14 protein-coding genes are annotated in these 17,702 nt (G+C 44.4%); 6 read left to right on the forward strand and 8 right to left on the reverse strand.

The genetic code is table 11. From position 1 onward, the window contains the following. Window positions 1-368: 368 nt before the first annotated feature. Complete coding sequence (locus tag RH949_RS32660) at window positions 369-1,220, forward strand: Uma2 family endonuclease (RefSeq protein WP_446359084.1); 852 nt, start codon at window positions 369-371, stop codon at window positions 1,218-1,220. 442 nt (window positions 1,221-1,662) lie between these two features. Here the strand turns inward: RH949_RS32660 and RH949_RS32665 are convergent, their stop codons facing one another. Next, complete coding sequence (locus RH949_RS32665; protein ID WP_446359086.1) at window positions 1,663-4,011, reverse strand: HEAT repeat domain-containing protein; 2,349 nt, start codon at window positions 4,009-4,011, stop codon at window positions 1,663-1,665. Between the two features lie 223 nt (window positions 4,012-4,234). Then, the gene (locus RH949_RS32670; protein ID WP_446359088.1) at window positions 4,235-5,008 is read right to left on the reverse strand and encodes a nucleoside phosphorylase; all 774 of its coding nucleotides are present in this window, start codon (window positions 5,006-5,008) and stop codon (window positions 4,235-4,237) included. Between the two features lie 576 nt (window positions 5,009-5,584). Between RH949_RS32670 and RH949_RS32675 the strand changes: the two genes are divergently transcribed. Together RH949_RS32675 and RH949_RS32680 are read left to right on the forward strand one after the other, a co-directional pair. Beyond that, window positions 5,585-6,334: a PEP-CTERM sorting domain-containing protein gene (locus RH949_RS32675; protein WP_006098511.1), complete on the forward strand. Its 750-nt coding sequence runs from the start codon at window positions 5,585-5,587 to the stop codon at window positions 6,332-6,334. A 251-nt stretch (window positions 6,335-6,585) separates the two neighbouring features. After that, window positions 6,586-7,257, forward strand: coding sequence for an HD domain-containing protein (locus RH949_RS32680; RefSeq protein WP_446359090.1), 672 nt, complete (start codon window positions 6,586-6,588; stop codon window positions 7,255-7,257). On the opposite strand, the gene RH949_RS32685 is transcribed toward RH949_RS32680, so the two are convergent. Beyond that, a complete protein-coding gene (locus RH949_RS32685) occupies window positions 7,258-7,950 on the reverse strand; it encodes a CPBP family intramembrane glutamic endopeptidase (RefSeq protein ID WP_446359092.1) in 693 nt (230 codons plus the stop codon). A gap of 318 nt (window positions 7,951-8,268) precedes the next feature. Here RH949_RS32685 and ggt point away from each other — a divergent pair, with 318 nt between their 5' ends. Both ggt and RH949_RS32695 read left to right on the forward strand, forming a co-directional pair. Then, complete coding sequence (gene ggt / locus RH949_RS32690) at window positions 8,269-9,825, forward strand: gamma-glutamyltransferase (RefSeq protein WP_006098589.1); 1,557 nt, start codon at window positions 8,269-8,271, stop codon at window positions 9,823-9,825. 203 nt (window positions 9,826-10,028) lie between these two features. Beyond that, window positions 10,029-11,261, forward strand: a complete 1,233-nt coding sequence (locus RH949_RS32695; RefSeq protein WP_446359095.1) for a damage-control phosphatase ARMT1 family protein — start codon at window positions 10,029-10,031, stop codon at window positions 11,259-11,261. A gap of 63 nt (window positions 11,262-11,324) precedes the next feature. Here the strand turns inward: RH949_RS32695 and RH949_RS32700 are convergent, their stop codons facing one another. The 5 genes from RH949_RS32700 to RH949_RS32720 form a co-directional block, all read right to left on the reverse strand. Next, window positions 11,325-12,173: an Rpn family recombination-promoting nuclease/putative transposase gene (locus tag RH949_RS32700; protein ID WP_446359097.1), complete on the reverse strand. Its 849-nt coding sequence runs from the start codon at window positions 12,171-12,173 to the stop codon at window positions 11,325-11,327. Window positions 12,174-12,203: 30 nt separating this feature from the next. Then, on the reverse strand, window positions 12,204-12,683 hold the full coding sequence (locus RH949_RS32705; RefSeq protein WP_006098462.1) for a hypothetical protein: 480 nt from the start codon (window positions 12,681-12,683) through the stop codon (window positions 12,204-12,206). A gap of 44 nt (window positions 12,684-12,727) precedes the next feature. Further along, window positions 12,728-13,159, reverse strand: a complete 432-nt coding sequence (locus RH949_RS32710) for a hypothetical protein (protein ID WP_006098547.1) — start codon at window positions 13,157-13,159, stop codon at window positions 12,728-12,730. A gap of 35 nt (window positions 13,160-13,194) precedes the next feature. After that, entirely contained in the window at window positions 13,195-13,941 is a 747-nt protein-coding gene (locus tag RH949_RS32715; RefSeq protein ID WP_446359100.1) for a Mut7-C RNAse domain-containing protein, read from the reverse strand. A gap of 337 nt (window positions 13,942-14,278) precedes the next feature. Next, on the reverse strand, window positions 14,279-16,201 hold the full coding sequence (locus tag RH949_RS32720) for an ABC transporter ATP-binding protein (protein ID WP_446359102.1): 1,923 nt from the start codon (window positions 16,199-16,201) through the stop codon (window positions 14,279-14,281). A gap of 340 nt (window positions 16,202-16,541) precedes the next feature. Here RH949_RS32720 and RH949_RS32725 point away from each other — a divergent pair, with 340 nt between their 5' ends. After that, a complete protein-coding gene (locus tag RH949_RS32725) occupies window positions 16,542-17,495 on the forward strand; it encodes a pyruvate kinase (protein WP_446359104.1) in 954 nt (317 codons plus the stop codon). The last annotated feature ends 207 nt before the right edge of the window (window positions 17,496-17,702 follow it).

Below are 17,702 nucleotides of genomic sequence, written 5' to 3' on the forward strand. Positions count from 1 at the left end.
AATCAACACTCACCCGATTAATTTATTGGTCATTTCTGTACCGACAATGACCCGCCTATCCATCCCGACACCAACCTGGGTTGTTACTGAGCCTGTCGAAGTACAGGTATGGTGTGGGGCTTCCGGCGAACAGAGCTAAAATCCCGATGAGGGAGGAGGACGTCGGATCAATCCTGTTCGGTTATAGCAGTAGACACATCGATTAGGACTTTCGGCACCATTGTAGAGACGCGCCATGGCGCGTCTCTACATAAATGATGTGTCCTAACCGCTATGGCGGTTGCTATAAGAGAAGCTGGGGCAGAATACGTTAACCTCATCGATGCGGGACAATAGGAGCAGTTATTTGTTGCCACACTCATTCGACTATGCCTGAAATACTAACGGAGATTAATCTACCGCCCCAATTTCCTGACCATACCCAGTTACCTGAATCAGATGGTACATTCGTAAAAAATTTCCAGGAGCATCCCCAAAGCCTAATTCTTACTGATTCCCTTGATTCCACCTTACGGCGACTGCATCCAGACGGGCAATATTGTATTGGACAAGATTGTGGGATTTACTGGCGCGAAACTGACCCACCGGAGAAGGGAGCAGAAGCGCCAGACTGGTTTTATGTGCCAAATGTACCGCCTCGATTAGATGGAGTCAACCGTCGCTCTTATGTGTTGTGGCGGGAATATATTACACCCACCATCGTCTTAGAATTTGCCTCTGGAGATGGAAGTGAGGAACGCGATTCCCTTCGGGATAGCTTCGCTTCACGCACTCCCTTATCTCGCGCTGAAACCGGAGTCGTCACCAAACCTGGTAAATTTTGGGTCTATGAACGGGTGATGAGAGTTCCCTATTATGGCATCTATCAAATCAGCAACGATAGGTTGGAGATGTATCACCTTGTCGGTACGGATTATGAGCCGATGACTCCCAATCAACGGGGACATTATCCGATTAAACCGATGCAGGTCGAGTTAGGGGTATGGCGAGGAGTTGTCTTGAATCAGCCAGAACAATCCTGGCTACGTTGGTGGGATGAGCAGGGGAACTTATTGTTAACCGGACAAGAACAAGCCCAACAGGAGCGACTAGAGAAGCAGCAAGCGCTGCAGCAGTTAGAACAAGAGCGACAGAAACGACAGCAGTTAGCACAGCAGCTTCAATCCCTCACTCCGGAACAACTTCAAGCCTTGGGAATTGACCCAGAAATGCTCGGCTAAGTGTGGCTTGCTGCACAAATCAGGAAACTCCCTGCAGCAAACCCCAACTAGGCACTAAATTCATTAAACGGTTTTTTTGTCAAATCCGCCTCGGAGTGAGTCCAGACAATTGGGTGATGCAGCATACTTGTATTATTGAAATTTTTCCGACGCTAGCCCGAATAAAATAACGCCGAATTCAGGCGTTGAAGCGTTTTTTATTTAAAATTGACCGTAGTATAACCAAAATACACTATTCAAATAAAATAATACTACAACCTCAAACCCAGGTCAAATCAGGATTTATCGGTGACATTTTCTGCCCGCCCCAAGTCCCCTTGTCTTTACAATATTAAAACTTAAACCTCGAAACTAAAAGTTTTATTTATATTAGCACCGACAAGAGACAGTTCCTCAACTTGAGATAAATGTCAGCTTTTAGCTTAACGGTTTGAATCCCATTTTATTTTTTCAGGTTGAGAATAACTGACTCCAAAGTATCAGCTTGAGAGAAGTTTCCGGCTTTGAGGTTATTGTAGTGGCGTCGCAGTAAATCAATATCCTGGGGTTTCCAAGAAACCAAGGATGTAACTACAGCTATCTTTTCGGCTAAGTCCTTTTGCAGTCGTGGCAAATCCTGAGCGTTTTCCCAGACTTGGAGAAACAGTTCCAGTGTTTTTTTGCCCTCTTCGTAGTTGAGTGCAGTGGGAGTTGATTGAGGATAGCCTAACCATTTCAGCAAGGTTTTTACTTCATCAGTACCCCCACTCAATAAATAAGTGGCAAACCGCCATTGTTCAAAATCTGGTTGATTAGCTTCATAGACATTATTCAAAATAAAAACAATTTCAGTTAACTCCAGTTTTCGGATATTAATTAATGCCAGAGCTACCCAGTTACGAATGTATGAGTCAACGGTTTCATCCTGAAGGAAGCTAAGAATTTCCGGGATGTATTGAGCGCCAGCTTTACCCAGTTTACCTAATGCCTCAACCGCCAAGAAGCGACGAACATCATAATCAATGGTTTCATTCTTGAGGAAATTGAAAATTTCAGGAATGTATTGAGCGCTATCTTCCCCCAGTTTGTCTAATACCTCACTCACCAAGAAGCCACTAAGTCTTGGATCAACGGTGTCTTCCTGGAGGAAGTTGAAAATTTTAGGAATGTATGGAATGCTAGTTTTCCCCAGTTTGATTAATGCAACAACTGCCGAGCCACGATAATCTGAAGAAACGGTGTCATCCTGGAGTAAGTTGAGAATTCCCGGGATGTATGGAGCGCTAACTATCCCCAGATTTCCTAATGCCTGAGCCGCCGATTTACGAATGTGTGAATCAACAGTTTTATCCTGGATAATGTTAAGAATTTCCGGGATATATACAGCGCCAGCTTTTCCTAGTTTACCTAATGCCTTAACTGCCGAAGAACGAATCCACAAGTTAACGGTTTCATCCTGGACTATTTGGGCAATTTCAGGGGCGTAAGCAGCGCCGGATTTTCCCAGTTCACCTAATGCATAAGCCGACGATTCGCGAAGTTGTGAGTCAATGGTTTCATCTTGGAGAATGTTGACAAGTTCAGGGGCGTAAGCAGCGCCAGCTTTCCCCTGTTTGCCTAATACCTCAGCCGCCAAGCCACGAACTTTTGCATCAGCGGTTTCATCCGTAAGGATGTTGAAAATATCAGGGGCGTAGGCAGCGCCGATTTTTCCCATATTCCTTAAGGCATCAGCCGCCGATTCACGAACTCGTAAATCAACTGTTTCATCCTTGAAGATGTTGAGAATCTCTGGGATGTATACAGCCCCAGTCTCGCCCAGTTTCCCTAATTTCTCAACCGCCCCGCTACGAACTCGTGAATCAACTGTTTCATCCTTGAGAACCTTGAAAATCTCAGGGATGTATGCCAGCCCAGCTTCTCCCATATTTCTTAATGCATAAGCCAAGGCATAAGTCGTCGAGCTTAGATCTAGTGAATCAACCGTTTCATCCTGGAGGAAGTTAAGAATGTCCGGGATGTATACAACCCCAGCTTCTCCCAGTCTGACTAATGCATTAGCCGCCCGACTACGAACTCCTGAATCAGCAGTTTCATCCTTGAGGATGTTAGCAATCTCAGGAGCATATATAGCCCCAGCTTCCCCCAGATTGCCTAATACATCAGCCGCCGAGCCACGAACCCACCCGTCAGCGGTTTCATCCTGAACGATGTTGGCAATCTCAGGAGCGTATATAGCGCCCGCTTCTCCGAGTCTAACTAATGCATCAGCCACCGAGCCACGAACCAACCCGTCAACGGTTTCATCCTGGAGAAAGTTGAGCATATCAGGGATATAGTTGACACCCGCTTCCCCCAGATTGACTAATGCATCAGCCGCCGAACGACGAACCCATAAGTCAACGGTTTCATCCTGGAGAAAGTTGAGCATATCAGGGATATAGTTGACACCCGCTTCCCCCAGATTGACTAATGCATAAACCATCAGGCGACGAATGTGTGAATCAACGGTTTTATTCTGAAGGATGTTGGCAGCTTTCTCAGCAATATCCTCATCCTCTGGTTTTTCAATGACAGCTTGTAACTCCTGTGGCTCATATCGAATTAATTGCCAGAATGCATAGTCTTTAACTTTGTCATGCCCATCGTCGAGGGCAGCGATTATCCCATCAATATGCCAGGGTTGCGGCTTAGGCTTGGGGGGTTCTTGAGCGCTAACCCAAGGAAGGGCAAGCCAGAGCGTTAGGAATAAGGTAAATAGAAATAGGAAAAAGGGATAAAAGGTTTTGGTTTGATTAAAAGTCTTTAACATCCTGGGAATTTTGCCGCCAGAGATTATACTAATCTCTCCAGTGTAGGCAAAAGCGATCGCAGACGGCACGGCTACCTCTTGCTGATTTCATCGCATCGCCCTCAACGGTTCAAACGGCAGTAATTAACCGCCGCGCCCGCCCTGATGATGTGGCGCTGTATGGGGAAAAGGTTCTGGCGATTCTCAGACGACTCTATCAATCGGCTGGTTTATGTAAACTGTTCTAGTCAACGTTTTCGGCAGCACGTATGGCTACCGCGATCGCACGCTGTACAGCTACCTCTTTCTCCCCGACAATCACCCCCTCTCCAGCCGTTCGCTGGGCAACAACACCACAAACACAAGCGGCGGCAAATCCATACACCCCTGCCATTTTCAATAATGTGCCGCATTCCATCTCATAGTTGAGAACATTCAAACGACGATATTCTTGAGTAATCCCTTGAAGCCGACGGATTAAATAAGGATTCGCCGAATCGGTGCGTTCTTGCCCTTCATAAAATGTATCCACCGACGCCGTAATCCCCAGATAATGCTCAATCCCTAACTCCCGCGCCGCCTCCACTAATCTCACCGTGAGAAACGGATCAGCCGCCGCCGGATATTCAATCGGAGCAATATCATTAGCTGCACCTTGGCGACATAATGCTGCACGAGTAATCACAATACTACCCACCGGGACATACTCTTGAATCGAGCCACAAGTCCCCACGCGAATAATTGTCTCAATCCCCAATTGCACCAACTCATTCACCACGATACTCAGAGATGGTGCGCCCATGCCACTTGTCGCCGATAAAATCGGGCGATTATTGGACAATTTGCCCAGATAACTCTTTAATCCCCGATTTTCCGAGAGCAGACGCCCCTCCTGCAAATAGTCTTGAGCAATCTGAGAAGCGCGTTGCGGATCACCGGATAACAGCGCCAGGGTAGGCGGCGGTGAACCGAGGTCATCTTGCCCAAAGCCAAGGTGATACATAGAGGAACGGCTCATAGGTTGAATAGGTTCGCTGTTTCTATTAAATCAGCCACAAGACCTGCTGCGTTGCGCCAAAATAGAACGCTTAACTTCACTCGAATTTTCTTTGGCTAAAAAATAATTGCACTTTATCAAAACTTGATAAATAACCTCATCTATCCCCACTTCAGTATTCCGGAATTTTACGGATATCTTTTTTTATCCGGGTCTTTTGTGAAGGCCTCATAAAGCATTTACGAATTCCATAAAATTTTCATAAATCAATGTTTTTATGTTTTGCACTATTTGCTTTATGAAGTTTTTATAATTGTTATTCATTAAAAATCCCTCAAGTTCTTACCATCAAAGGCTTGTAGCTGTTTTGCCCTGCCTTTGTATTTTTGATATATATCAAAGTTTTTGCAAAGTTAAGTAGTTTTACTAGACAGTAAAACTACGTATATGACACTATTTAATTAACTAAGCAACTTAAACAATTGTCCAGGAACAACAAAAAAAATGTAATCAAAGCCATCTGTTTCCCCTCAAATTAAATCTTCCAGATTTTTCCTTCAAAGAAGAGTCCTCGAAAACCTTTACTCGCAAGCAACCATGTTTACATCAACTGCCATGAAAACCTTATCGATGACAGCAGCTAGCGCGACTTTGATGGCTTTGGGAACAGGTGTGACTCCGGCTGAAGCGGTGACTGTGTTCACTGACCGGATGGCTTGGGAAGAAACAGTGTCTGGTATTACTACGGAGACTTTCTCGACACCTCGAGACCAAAGTGAAAACTTACTCCTAGAAAGTGGGATTCAGGTTACAGGGATGTCATCAGTCTGGAGTTCTGGTCAATTTTATACCTCCACACCCAGTCGTTCTGAGAGTGTCGAGTTTGAGTTTCCCTCTCAAATACTCGGATTCGGCGCTGACTTTAACTCAACAACCAGTAATGGAGGATTAACGGTTTCGGGTTTGTTCGATGGAATACCGGGTATAGATACAGTCGTCTTCTCGGAGTATTTTCAGGGACAAGGTACTGGTTTCCTGGGAATCGTCGCTGATACAGCATTTAATTCCCTATCGTTTGCGATGCAGTCACCTCCACTGGCTGTCTCGGCGGCAAATGAAGCGTTTCAAATGGATAATTTCAGCTTTGCCAGCAACCTGGCTGATAGAGATGCTGTAAGTTTCCCAGAGTCACTAACTGACTCAGAGACAGAGAATAATAGAGGTGAACCAATGCCTCTTTTGACCGACACTAGGTCGGAATCTGTTCCTGAACCTACTTCAGTGTTAAGTCTCTTGATGATGGCTGTTTTGGGTAGAACTTCTCTGCGGAAGCGCCAAACTCGATAAGTAGTGGTCACGGCAATAGGCAATAAAATAGGGAATGGGTGCATCCCTTACATTGTCCAAGTCGTTCTGAGAAGGGACAAGAGAGAAAAAGAAAATAGTTCTGTTAAACGTGTTGACTAAAATAGGTGAGAATAGCTAGAGCGACAAACAGACTCACCAGTAACCAGCGACGCCGCTTCAAGATTTGATCCAGATATCTGTTCATCGTAACTCCTTTGCTTCTCGTATAAAAAGTTATAGTAACACTATTTATGCAGCATTTTACTGGCTCAATTCATGCTTTAAAATCTCAATGGGATAGAGCGATGAAACCGTTTCAAGTTAATCCTCACCTTAGCCAGAACGTATTTATTGAATTAGTTGCTGCTTATTCTAATCCAAAACGATTCTATCACAATCTCAACCATGTCAAACAAGTTTTAACAACAATTGAAGAGATCCGTGAACATAGACTCACCCCCCAACTTACTACTCTGGATTTCTCGATCATTCGTGTCGCGGCTTGGTTTCACGATATCTTTTATGACCCAAAGTCAGACGACAATGAAGAAAAAAGCGCTAATTACGCAGAATTGGCATTAAACCAATTGAAACTGCCAATTGCACCAATAAGGCGAATCAAAACTCTAATTTTGCAGACTAAAACCCATCAAGCTTCAGTGAATGAACTGGACTGCCAAATTCTCTTAGATGCTGATTTAGCCATTCTGGGTACAGCCGAGTTAGACTATTATAGTTATGCTTATGCTATTCGACAAGAATATTCCTGGATTCCCGATCAAATTTATCGTCCAAAACGAAAACAGATTTTACAGAACTTTTGCCAACGGGAACGACTCTATTTAACGAATCCGATGTTCAATCAATTCGAGGAACGCGCTAGGCAGAATTTACACTTAGAAATCTCATTGTTATCATCGTAGCTACCCAAACAGCAGATGCCAACCCACAATTGCGATCGCTAAATCTGCGAGAATGTGGCTGATGTAACTTGACCATAAGGTACGATAGGTGAGATAACACCATGACCATACTGCCCCAGCGATGAATACGCCCAAGGAACCTAATAGGACGACCCCCCAATCAGCAGTGTAAGCGGCTAAGGCAATAATGTGATGGAGAGTGAATAGCATCGCCGCCAAGAATACGGCTTTTGTCCCAGATACCAATACCTCACATTTTTTATACACAAACCAACGCCAGATATACTCTTCGATTAACGCATTAATAAACGTAAAATACAACGCGCCACCCAGATAAATCTTTGGGCTAGTAATACCTGCTTGCTTTGCCTTAGTCCGGACATCTGTCACATCAATCCACTGTTGACCTAACAGCCAATAGGCACTGAGAATAATCCCAAACATCAACAGTCCTAATATTGTACCTACTAACAATTCATTTTTTTTCGGTAGGGATAGTCTAAATTTGCCATGATCCACCCAAATAAACCAGACTAGGGGGAGTGCCAATAACCAGACTTTGCACAGGGAAAATATCATCTGTCCTAGAGAGCCTGGTGCAATATATAATGCCATGGTTATCCCTAGGCTGGCAGCAGATACAAGCAGTAGCAACGCAAAAAATGCTTTTTTACGGGGATGAGTAGTTAGCATTTGACCATTTGTGGCACTAAGTTTATGTTGTATTCAACGCTAAAAGCTTTAATGGGATTCACGCGCAAAGGTATGTGCCACTTTTATAAGTTGTCAATGGCGACTGAATCTATTTCTCCTCTCAGGGAGACTGTCTAACCTTAGAACCGCTAAAGCGGTTACTACAAGCCACTCGAACCCTCACTCTGATGGCTAAAAAACGAGACAATTTGGTAACTGTCACAACCGTATGTTGATCCTGATGCTAGTTATGATGATGTGAATAACTGCTATAACTCAAAAGCTTCTGGTGGTTATTCGGACTAGACATTAACCGTTATGACACAAAAAACACGCGGCGCGATCGCGGCTGGACATGAGAAAACGGCTGAGGCGGGTAGGGAAATGTTTCGCCTTGGTGGTAATGCGTTTGATGCGGCGGTTGCAGCGATTCTTGCCTCCTTTGTCACGGAACCGGGACTCACCTCAGCAGCGGGAGGCGGTTTCCTCTTAGCCCATACCCAAACGAATCACAATATTCTCTTTGATTTTTTTAGCCAAACCCCATGTCAAAAACGTCCTGAGGATGAAATTAATTTTTATCCCGTTGATGTTAATTTTGGTGGTGCTATCCAAGAGTTTCATATTGGGCTGGGTTCTATGGCGGTTCCCGGAAATATGGCGGGCGTGTTTCACGTTCACCAACGATTGGGTAGTTTACCCTTCCACGTTATAGCCGAACCAGCGATTCACTACGCGAAACATGGGGTTAAATTAAATCGATTTCAATACTATTGTTTAACCTCAGTTCTGACGCCAATTCTTATGGCGAATCAAAACGGACAAAATGTTTTTATTCTCACCGGGAAACCTATCGCACCCGATGTAACGATAACCATGTCCGCCTTTGCCGATACATTAGCGTATTTAGCGAAAAAGGGAGTTCGGGAATTTTATCAAGGAGATATTGCTCATCAATTAGTCAACGATTGTCAGGAATTTGGCGGATATTTAACCTTAGACGATTTAAAGCATTATCGGGTGATCGAACGGCAACCTTTAACGGTTAATTATCGAGGCAATACATTATTCACCAACCCGCCTCCCAGTTCTGGTGGAATATTGATAGCTTGGGCATTAAAATTATTATCTACCGTTGAGTTAGCGAATCTGGGCTTTGGCAGTGCGCGTCATTTAGAAATTCTGGCACAGGTTATGCAGTTGACAAATGCAGCCAGACAGGAGGGGCTGAATGATTATTTGTATCAAGAGAATATTGTTAATCAATTTTTAGCTGACGATTTTATTGCCCAGTATCAACAAGACTTAGCAGAAACGGTAAATAAATGGGGCAGTACCACCCATATTAGTGTTATCGATGAGGTGGGAAATGCCGCTAGTGTTACCACGTCTAACGGGGAAGGGTCGGGTTATGTGATTCCGGGGACAGGGATTATGGTGAATAATATGTTAGGAGAGGAAGACTTAAATCCCCAAGGTTTTCATCAGTGGCAAGAAAATGTGCGGATTTCGTCGATGATGTCTCCCTCGATTGTTTTGCAGAATAATCAGGCGGAAGTTGTTTTAGGGTCAGGGGGTTCTAATCGGATTAGGACGGCTATTTTACAAGTTATTTCTAATATTTTAGATTTTAATATGACGGTTGAGCAAGCGGTGAATAGTCCGAGAACCCATGGAGAAAATGGTCGGTTTCATATCGAACCCGGTTTAACTGAAGCGGAAATACTTAATCCATTATTGACGAACCAACAGGTTGTGCGTTGGCGGGAAAAGAATTTGTTTTTTGGCGGGGTTCATACGGTGATGAAAACGTCTGATAATTTACTTGTCGGTGCTGGCGACAACCGTCGAGATGGTGCGGTGGCTAAGTTGTAGCGGTATGTCAACTGTAGGGGCGCACGCCTAATTTGGTAGATTAGCTTGGGTTCGTAGTAATATCATGTCCGGTTGAATACCCATAATTACGGTGATGGGGGAATCTGGGATAATTATTTTGTGCGATCGCCTATGGTAATCTGTAACGGAATATAGGGCTAAGGTTCCCTACTACAAGCCTATGCGATCGCGCTCATCTCATTATGTCCCCCACTAAACCCTGTATCCCCATCCCACCACCCCTGATGATGTCAGAGGAGGGTTCCTTTGCTCACCAGACACTGACGCAACGCTGGGTGACGATTATTGAACGGGCGATCGCATCCAACCATTATCCCGCCTCGATTACTCAGAATCTGGAGAATCTGCGTCAGGAATTGCCTTACGGAATCGTGCGATCGCTTGAGGATGAAACTCAACCCGATTTAGAGGCGTGGAATACCTATATGGCACCCTACCAGGGAAAGCGCTGGATTGATATTCCCTGGTATCCCGCAGAAGTCTATCTCTACCGTCGCATTTTAGAAGCCACCCACTACTTTCAACCGGGAAAATGGCACCGAGTCGATCCCTTTGAACCGCAAAAACACAGCAGTTTAGCAAAGGTAATGTCCGCGATTGAGACAATGAGTGGCAAAATTAACACCTTTGTTGATGCTCAAGGGAAATGGAACCGTATCGATTTAATCGCCCTCTTTTATTTTGCCCTTTGGGGAAATCGCATTGATTTAAGCCTGTTTCCCACTGACGCCGGAGAGAGTCAGCGGATGAATATTGAAGCCTATCGCGAACAGGCAAATCTTTTAGTTGATCATACCCCCCAAATTGCCGATCACATTGCTCACCTGAAGGGAGTTCGCATCGATTTAATTGCGGATAATGCTGGGTTTGAGTTGTTCTGTGATTTATGTGTAGCTGACTTTTTCGTCAACAGTGGAATCGCTCAACCTGTTTACTTACATTTAAAGCCTCACCCAGTATTGGTGTCTGATGCCATGATTAAGGATGTTCAGCACACCATTAATGTTCTCTGTCACCATAGCCATCAGGATGTCCAATCTTTAGGAAAACGTCTCAAAAATTATATTGACAACGGTAACATAATCTGCTGCGAGGATTCCTATTGGACAGCCCCCCTCGCCTTTTGGGATATGCCAGAATCATGGCGCAGTGAATTAAATCAATCCCAACTTGTGATGATTAAAGGAGATGCCAATTATCGCCGCTTACTAGGCGATCGCCAATGGGATTATACGACGCCCTGGGAGGATATTGTTTGCTATTTTCCCGCCCCATTTGCCGCCCTACGCACGTTCAAAGCTGAAGTCGCCGCCGGATTAAAACCGGATCAAATTAAGCGATTGAATCAAGATGATCCGCAATGGTTAACCAATGGGCAATGGGGCGTCATTCAATTTTTCAACCCACGCCAGTAGGTTGGGTTGATGCTTCTTATTCAACACAATCTCAGCGTCAAGCCCTTACTACAAACCCAATTATTATTCATCATTTAATTCATCGATTTTGAACTGTCGCACTTCTTCCAGACTCAACCCCGTTTTCCGACTAATTGTTTCCTCATCTAACACATCCAGAAGTTGCTTGGCAATTTCTCGACGGGTTTCTTCTTTCCCCTGTCTCAATGCCCGTCGAATCGCATTACGTTGATCGTGGATATAGATTTCTCGCTGTTCTAAAGCTTCTAATTCTTCCCTAGTTAGATTTGCTTGATTCGCTACTTCAAAGGCTTTGCGAATTTCTGGCACTTGCGCCATGGTTTCGGGGATAGTCTCTAGAGTTCTAGCTGTTTTGATAAAATAAATCCATTGCTCAGTTAATGTCTCTAACTCCTCTAAGCTTTTGCTAAACTTGGGTAATTCTACAAACACTAACTCTAAATCATTAATTGGATAATCTGTCAAAAGTCTCTTTTCTTTGAGAATAAAATTAGAAATGACCTGATTCAGATGCTCAAACATTTCAAAGTCGGTAATAGTTAAAGCAATCACCGGACTCAGTATCGTGTAATCTTCTCCAGGTTGTAATTGAATGGAATAGGCTTTAGCCGCGTTATATAAAATTCGCTTTTCAAAGCCTTCTACATTCAAAACTTGCATTTCAATAATCACCGTTTTATCGCCAGTTATCCTAGCCTTCACATCTAAGTACGTATCTTTAATCCCCTGAATTTGGGGAGCCAGATAGGGATTGAGAATTTCTACATCCTGGATAACGGCTCGTCCTTGGTAGAGCAGAGCATTTAAAAAACTGATTAGAATATCTTTGCTTTGCTCAGAGCCAAATATTTTTTTAAAAGCAAAGTCAGTTTTAGGATTAATAAAAATCATAATAATAAAGGGTGACAGCGATACAGATAGCTAGGTAAAACTTTCAAGGCGTTCCCTTCCCCAATCTAGTGCTGTCCGCACTGATGAAATAAAGCGTTGAATATTCTCAAGCGTAACTGCTGATTCACCGCCAACATAGGTTGAACCCACCTCCTCATTACCCTGTCCTACATTTACCATAAATAGAATGTCAAACTCACCATCCTGTGGTGAACGAATTTCTCCGGATAATGCTTGTACTTGAAAACCAAGTTCCCAGGTAACGAAGGGTTCTGATTGGCTATCGGGATTATTTTGTAAACAGGTAATGTGATTTTCAAAATAGGCAATTAATTCCTGTAAATCCTTGATACTGATAAAAGTTTGAGGAGATTTAACAGAAACGCTAGCCAGTTGGGGATCTAGCCTAAATTCGACAATGGCATCAAGATAGTCTTTAGTATGCTCTAGATGTGTGAGATTGAATAGAACTTGATATCCATCAGTTTTAAGAAGAGATTGGTTGCTCATTTTTTGTCTGTTGTATACGCTTGTTTTTGGGGATGGATGAAACATTAGTTAGCGGGATTGGGGTTAAAACCGTACCTTAGTCCAAGTCTTTCTAGTTCTTGGGGTCTAATATTCCGCAAACCCGTAACAATTCCTGCATCTCCCACAATTACTATATTGTAAAGTCTTCGTCTTGAGCGAGTTCGCTGGATATACACTGTCGCTCCGTCTTTTTGGGTAGTCTTGCGAGTATAGTTTTCAATGATATCGTCTACTAAGTCAAAGGGTTGGCTAAAACCGTGACGGAGAAGACTCTCTCGCGCATGGGTTGTTAGTCTTTGCCCTTTTGGGGTGGTAGTCACCTGGCTCAGTTCGTGATTATCCGGATTTTCGCTCCCTTCATGATTCGTCACGTTAAATGGATCGGCTCCCCTGTTAACGGCAAACTGTGGAAATTTATCTGTATCGAGATTACTGGCTTTTGACTGATCGTTCAAGAGATTGTTGCTGATTCCTAATTGATCAGGCTTCCTTAGTCTTTTGCCTCCATAACCTGTTCAATAAACTGTTGCATCCGTTCAAAATGTGACCCTTGCCAATAAATCTGCTGACAGGTTTGACAGCGATGAAATTCATCAATGGATTGTCGTGTTTTCTCTGGTAACTGATCCGCGATCGCGTCTTTTTCAACAGGTTCTAATACGCCATTACAGCGGATACACCGATGAAAGGGTAAAATAGCATCAAATAAATTGAAGCGACGCAAAACTTCCACAATTTGTTCATCTGGATTTTTGGAGCGCACATAATACCCATACCTCACCATAGAACGCATCAGTAATCGGGTATCGCGAGTTAACAGAATCCGTTGCTCATCCGCAGAAACTTGGGCTAACTCTGGATCAGCGTAGTCATTGCGATAAAGGGTATCAAACCCCAACAACCGCAACGCATTGGCTAATTTCCCTAAATGAATATCTAGGACAAACCGATACTCCTGGGGTTCAGGGGGACTCACCCGAATGCTAGGATTGATTTCATCTAATACTGAAATCGGACAAACCGTGACGCGATCGCCATCCTGGACAATATAGGAAAAATCAACCGATTCTCCATTCACCACAATCGCATCCACTTCCGGATGAGGAACCCCCAGGGATTCGATCATATCCTTAATCGAGGTTCGCCCTTTAAACTCATGATAAAAACGAACATGACGCTTGTTTGGAGGCAAAAAATAATTCAATTCTGCCAGAAAATTAAAGTCAGCAGTTGCCATAATAATACCCTTAATTCAAAACCAAGCCTAACCACCTGTAGGGGCGGGTTTTACTACTATCTTTTTGATTTGACCCCAATGTAACTAAACCCGCCCCGATCGCGTGAGCCACCCCGACAACCGGAACCCTAAGCACCTGTAGGGGCGGATTTTACAACTATCATTTCTTATTTGACCCCAATGTAACTAAACCCGCCCTGATCGCGTGAGCCACCCCGATAACCGGGCGGGTTTAGTTAAGTTATCGGTTTGTTGCTATAAGTTATCTGTCAAACCCGCCCCTACAGATCGTGCTGTATGAAACCCACCCCGAATCTATTAGCGATCGCGTTCTAAATCAAGAAATCAATCCTCGCCCTGCTTGCTGTTGCTGAATCCGATCCAAGCTTCCGGTAGGAATAGATGCAATAAGCTGGCGCGTGTACTCGGTTTGCGGTTCCCGGTAAATACTCTGTGCATCATCGATTTCCTCAATTCTGCCCTTATTCATTACCATTATGCGATCGCTCATAAATTTAACTACACTCAAGTCATGGGAGATAAAGATATAGGTTAAATTCAACTCATCCTTTAACTCACTCTGTAACTCCTTCAGCAAATTCAGCACCTGCGCCTGTACCGACACATCTAGAGCCGAAACCGATTCATCACAGATAATAAACTTAGGCTCAAGTGCTAGCGCCCTGGCGATACAAACCCGTTGGCGTTGTCCCCCCGAAAACTCGTGGGGATAGCGGTTCATCCAGTCGGCGTTTAACCCCACTCGCTCAAACAAATAGGCGGCGCGATCGCGACGAGTTTTGGTGTTATCTCCCCATTTATGAATCACTAACGGTTCCATCACCGCATCCCCAATCTTCATCCGAGGATCAAGCGAACTAAAGGGATTCTGGAAAATAATTTGCATCTTTTGCCGCATTTGCCGCAAGCGCTTGCCTTTAATATGGGTGATATCGGTATTTTCAAAGGTTACTTGACCTCCCATCGGTTCAATTAAACGCAATAATGTGCGAGCCAGGGTAGATTTACCGCAACCCGATTCCCCCACGAGTCCCAATGTTTCGCCTTTGTACACCTTAAAGGACACATCATTGACCGCCATAATATAGCGTTTGGTTTTGCCAAATACGTTGGCTAAAGGAAACCCCACCCGGAGATGTTCAACGGCAAGTAGGACAGAGGGTGACGCCTCAGCAATGGCACGATTATCTCGCTGAACTTTTGCCCCATTTTCCTGCTCAAACGTCGGGGATTTTTCGCGAATTTCTACCTTACCCTCCTCTGTCGTCACCTCCTCCATGAAGTCAGCCACAGTGGGTAAGTATTTTAACTGTTTTTCTAATGTAGGACGACAGGCTAATAATCCTTTGGTATAAGGATGCTGGGGATGAGAGAAAATCTGCCAGACATCGCCACTTTCGACAATATTTCCTCGATACATCACCGCTACACTGTCGGCAATTTCGGCAATCACGCCTAAATCATGGGTGATGAAAATCATCGACATTCCCCGCTGATCCCGTAACTCCCGCAGCAAGTCCAGAATTGCCGCCTGTACGGTAACATCAAGGGCGGTACTGGGTTCATCCGCAATCAGAATCTCCGGATCACAGGCAATTGCCATGGCAATCATCACCCGTTGCAATTGACCCCCGGATAGTTCGTGAGGATAACGCTTGAGCATTTCCTGTTTGCGCTGATTCAGGTACTGGCTAATGGCTCGATCAGTGGAAGCGCTAAAGCGCTCACTACGAACAGCGCGATCGGGATTTTCCTGTTCATACTCCTGCTTAAGTTCCTGATCACTGGGAATCAGCCGCACTTCTTGCAGCCGTGCGATCGCCTGACGTCGTGCTTCACCTTGGGAGATGTCCTGATGCTGTAAAATAGCCTCGATAAGCTGAAACCCGATTGTGTAGACGGGGTTGAGGGAACTCATCGGTTCCTGGAAGATCATCGAAATTTGACCCCCCCGAAATAAGCGTTTTCGTTCCTCACTCAGCGTCAGCAACTCAATAGGTTGAGCGTGATCGGCTTGAGGTTTAAAATAAATCTCCCCCTGAGTAATTTTACCCGGCGTTGACACTAACCCCATCACCGCCAGTGAGGTGACTGACTTCCCCGAACCTGACTCACCGACAATACCCAGGGTTTGCCCCCGTTTCACTTGAAAACTAATCCGATCAACAGCGAGGACTTCCTTTTCATCGGTTTTAAATTTGACTTGCAGGTTGCGAACGTCGAGAACGGTATCAGCCATGACACTCTAAAACGAGAATTAACAGAAATTTTAACAAGCAAATGCTCTATCGTACCGCATCCCCATTGATTCGCGATCGTACTGTGTCAGTTCACTAATGTCACGCCCGTAGCCAGTAGGGTGGGTTAGGCGGAATTTCGATCGAAGCGATAACCATTTAATGCCGTATCCGCCGTAACCCACCAATGTTAACAGGGAAATATATTATTTTATCAATATTTCAGATAATAATCTTAAGTTTTGTTGGTTTCCTGCATTTAAATTTTTCCCACGATGGCGGCGCAGCATAGCTAAAATGCTAGAAGCAATAAGGTGTGCCACCTCCACTACATAGAAATAGATGAAAACAGTATTTACATTAGGACCCGCTAGTAAAAACAAACGCCTGATTACTCAGTTGTCCCGAACCGCTGATCGCTTTCGGTTGAATGTAGCGCATTTAACAGCAGAAGGCTTAAAAACATGGTTAGAACGCTTGGCGGAAATCTTCACCGAACAAGGTAAAACCTTACCCCTAGTTTTAGATTTGCAAGGCGCGAAAATGCGAATTGGCAATTATCCCAGTTGTGACTATCTTCCTGAAAAAGTCGGATTATTTTTCGGTCAATCCTCTGATGATATCACACAATTGCCCATTCCCGACAAAAACTTATTTCACGCCTTAAGTATTGGTGATATTCTTTCGCTCAATGATGCCCGAATTAAACTCGAAGTTATCGCGATTCAGCCTAAAAGTGCAACGGCTAAAGTTTTAACCAATGGCGGATTAAGTTCCTATAAAGGAATTAATCGTGTTGATCATCCTGTACCGTTTACCCAATTAAACCAACACGATCAGAGGGCGGTTGAGTTGGGGTTAAGTTATCCCTTTGTTCAATTTGCCTGTTCTTTTGTCTTAGATGGTAAAGAGGTAACACCGATTCGCCAGCAAATAGGCGATCGCTATTTAATTGCCAAAATTGAACGCCCTGAAGCCATGCATCATCTCAGCCAACTGGATCAGGGGTTTGATGAATTGTGGTTCTGTCGCGGCGATTTAGGGGCGCAGGCGGGATTGAAGGCGTTAGGACAATTGCAAGCCAAGTTTATTGCTCAGTTTCCGCAATTATCCAGCCCCAAGTTTCTGGCGGGTCAAGTGTTGGAATATATGACGCATTTTCCCCAACCGACTCGGAGTGAAGTGGTGCATTTATATGATATTCAACAAGCGGGATTTGATGGAATTGTACTTTCAGATGAAACCGCTATTGGACAATATCCCGTACAAGTTGCTGAGTTTTTAGAACAACTTTAAGCTGTTCGGCATTTAAACCTTAATATCAATACAGCAGTTTGCTCTGCTATGCGGTACATTGTCGATCCCCCTAAATCCCCGTGCAATAAAAGCGAAGCATCCGCTGGTCTCCCCCTTGGAAGAAAACGCGAAGCATCTGCTGGTCTCCCCCTTTTTAAGGGGGACGGAAGGGGGATCTATTCGGGGGACGGAAGGGGGATCTGAAGG

Origin of the sequence: Coleofasciculus sp. A1-SPW-01, from assembly GCF_040217205.1 — a bacterium.
GTDB lineage: Bacteria > Cyanobacteriota > Cyanobacteriia > Cyanobacteriales > Coleofasciculaceae > Coleofasciculus > Coleofasciculus chthonoplastes_A.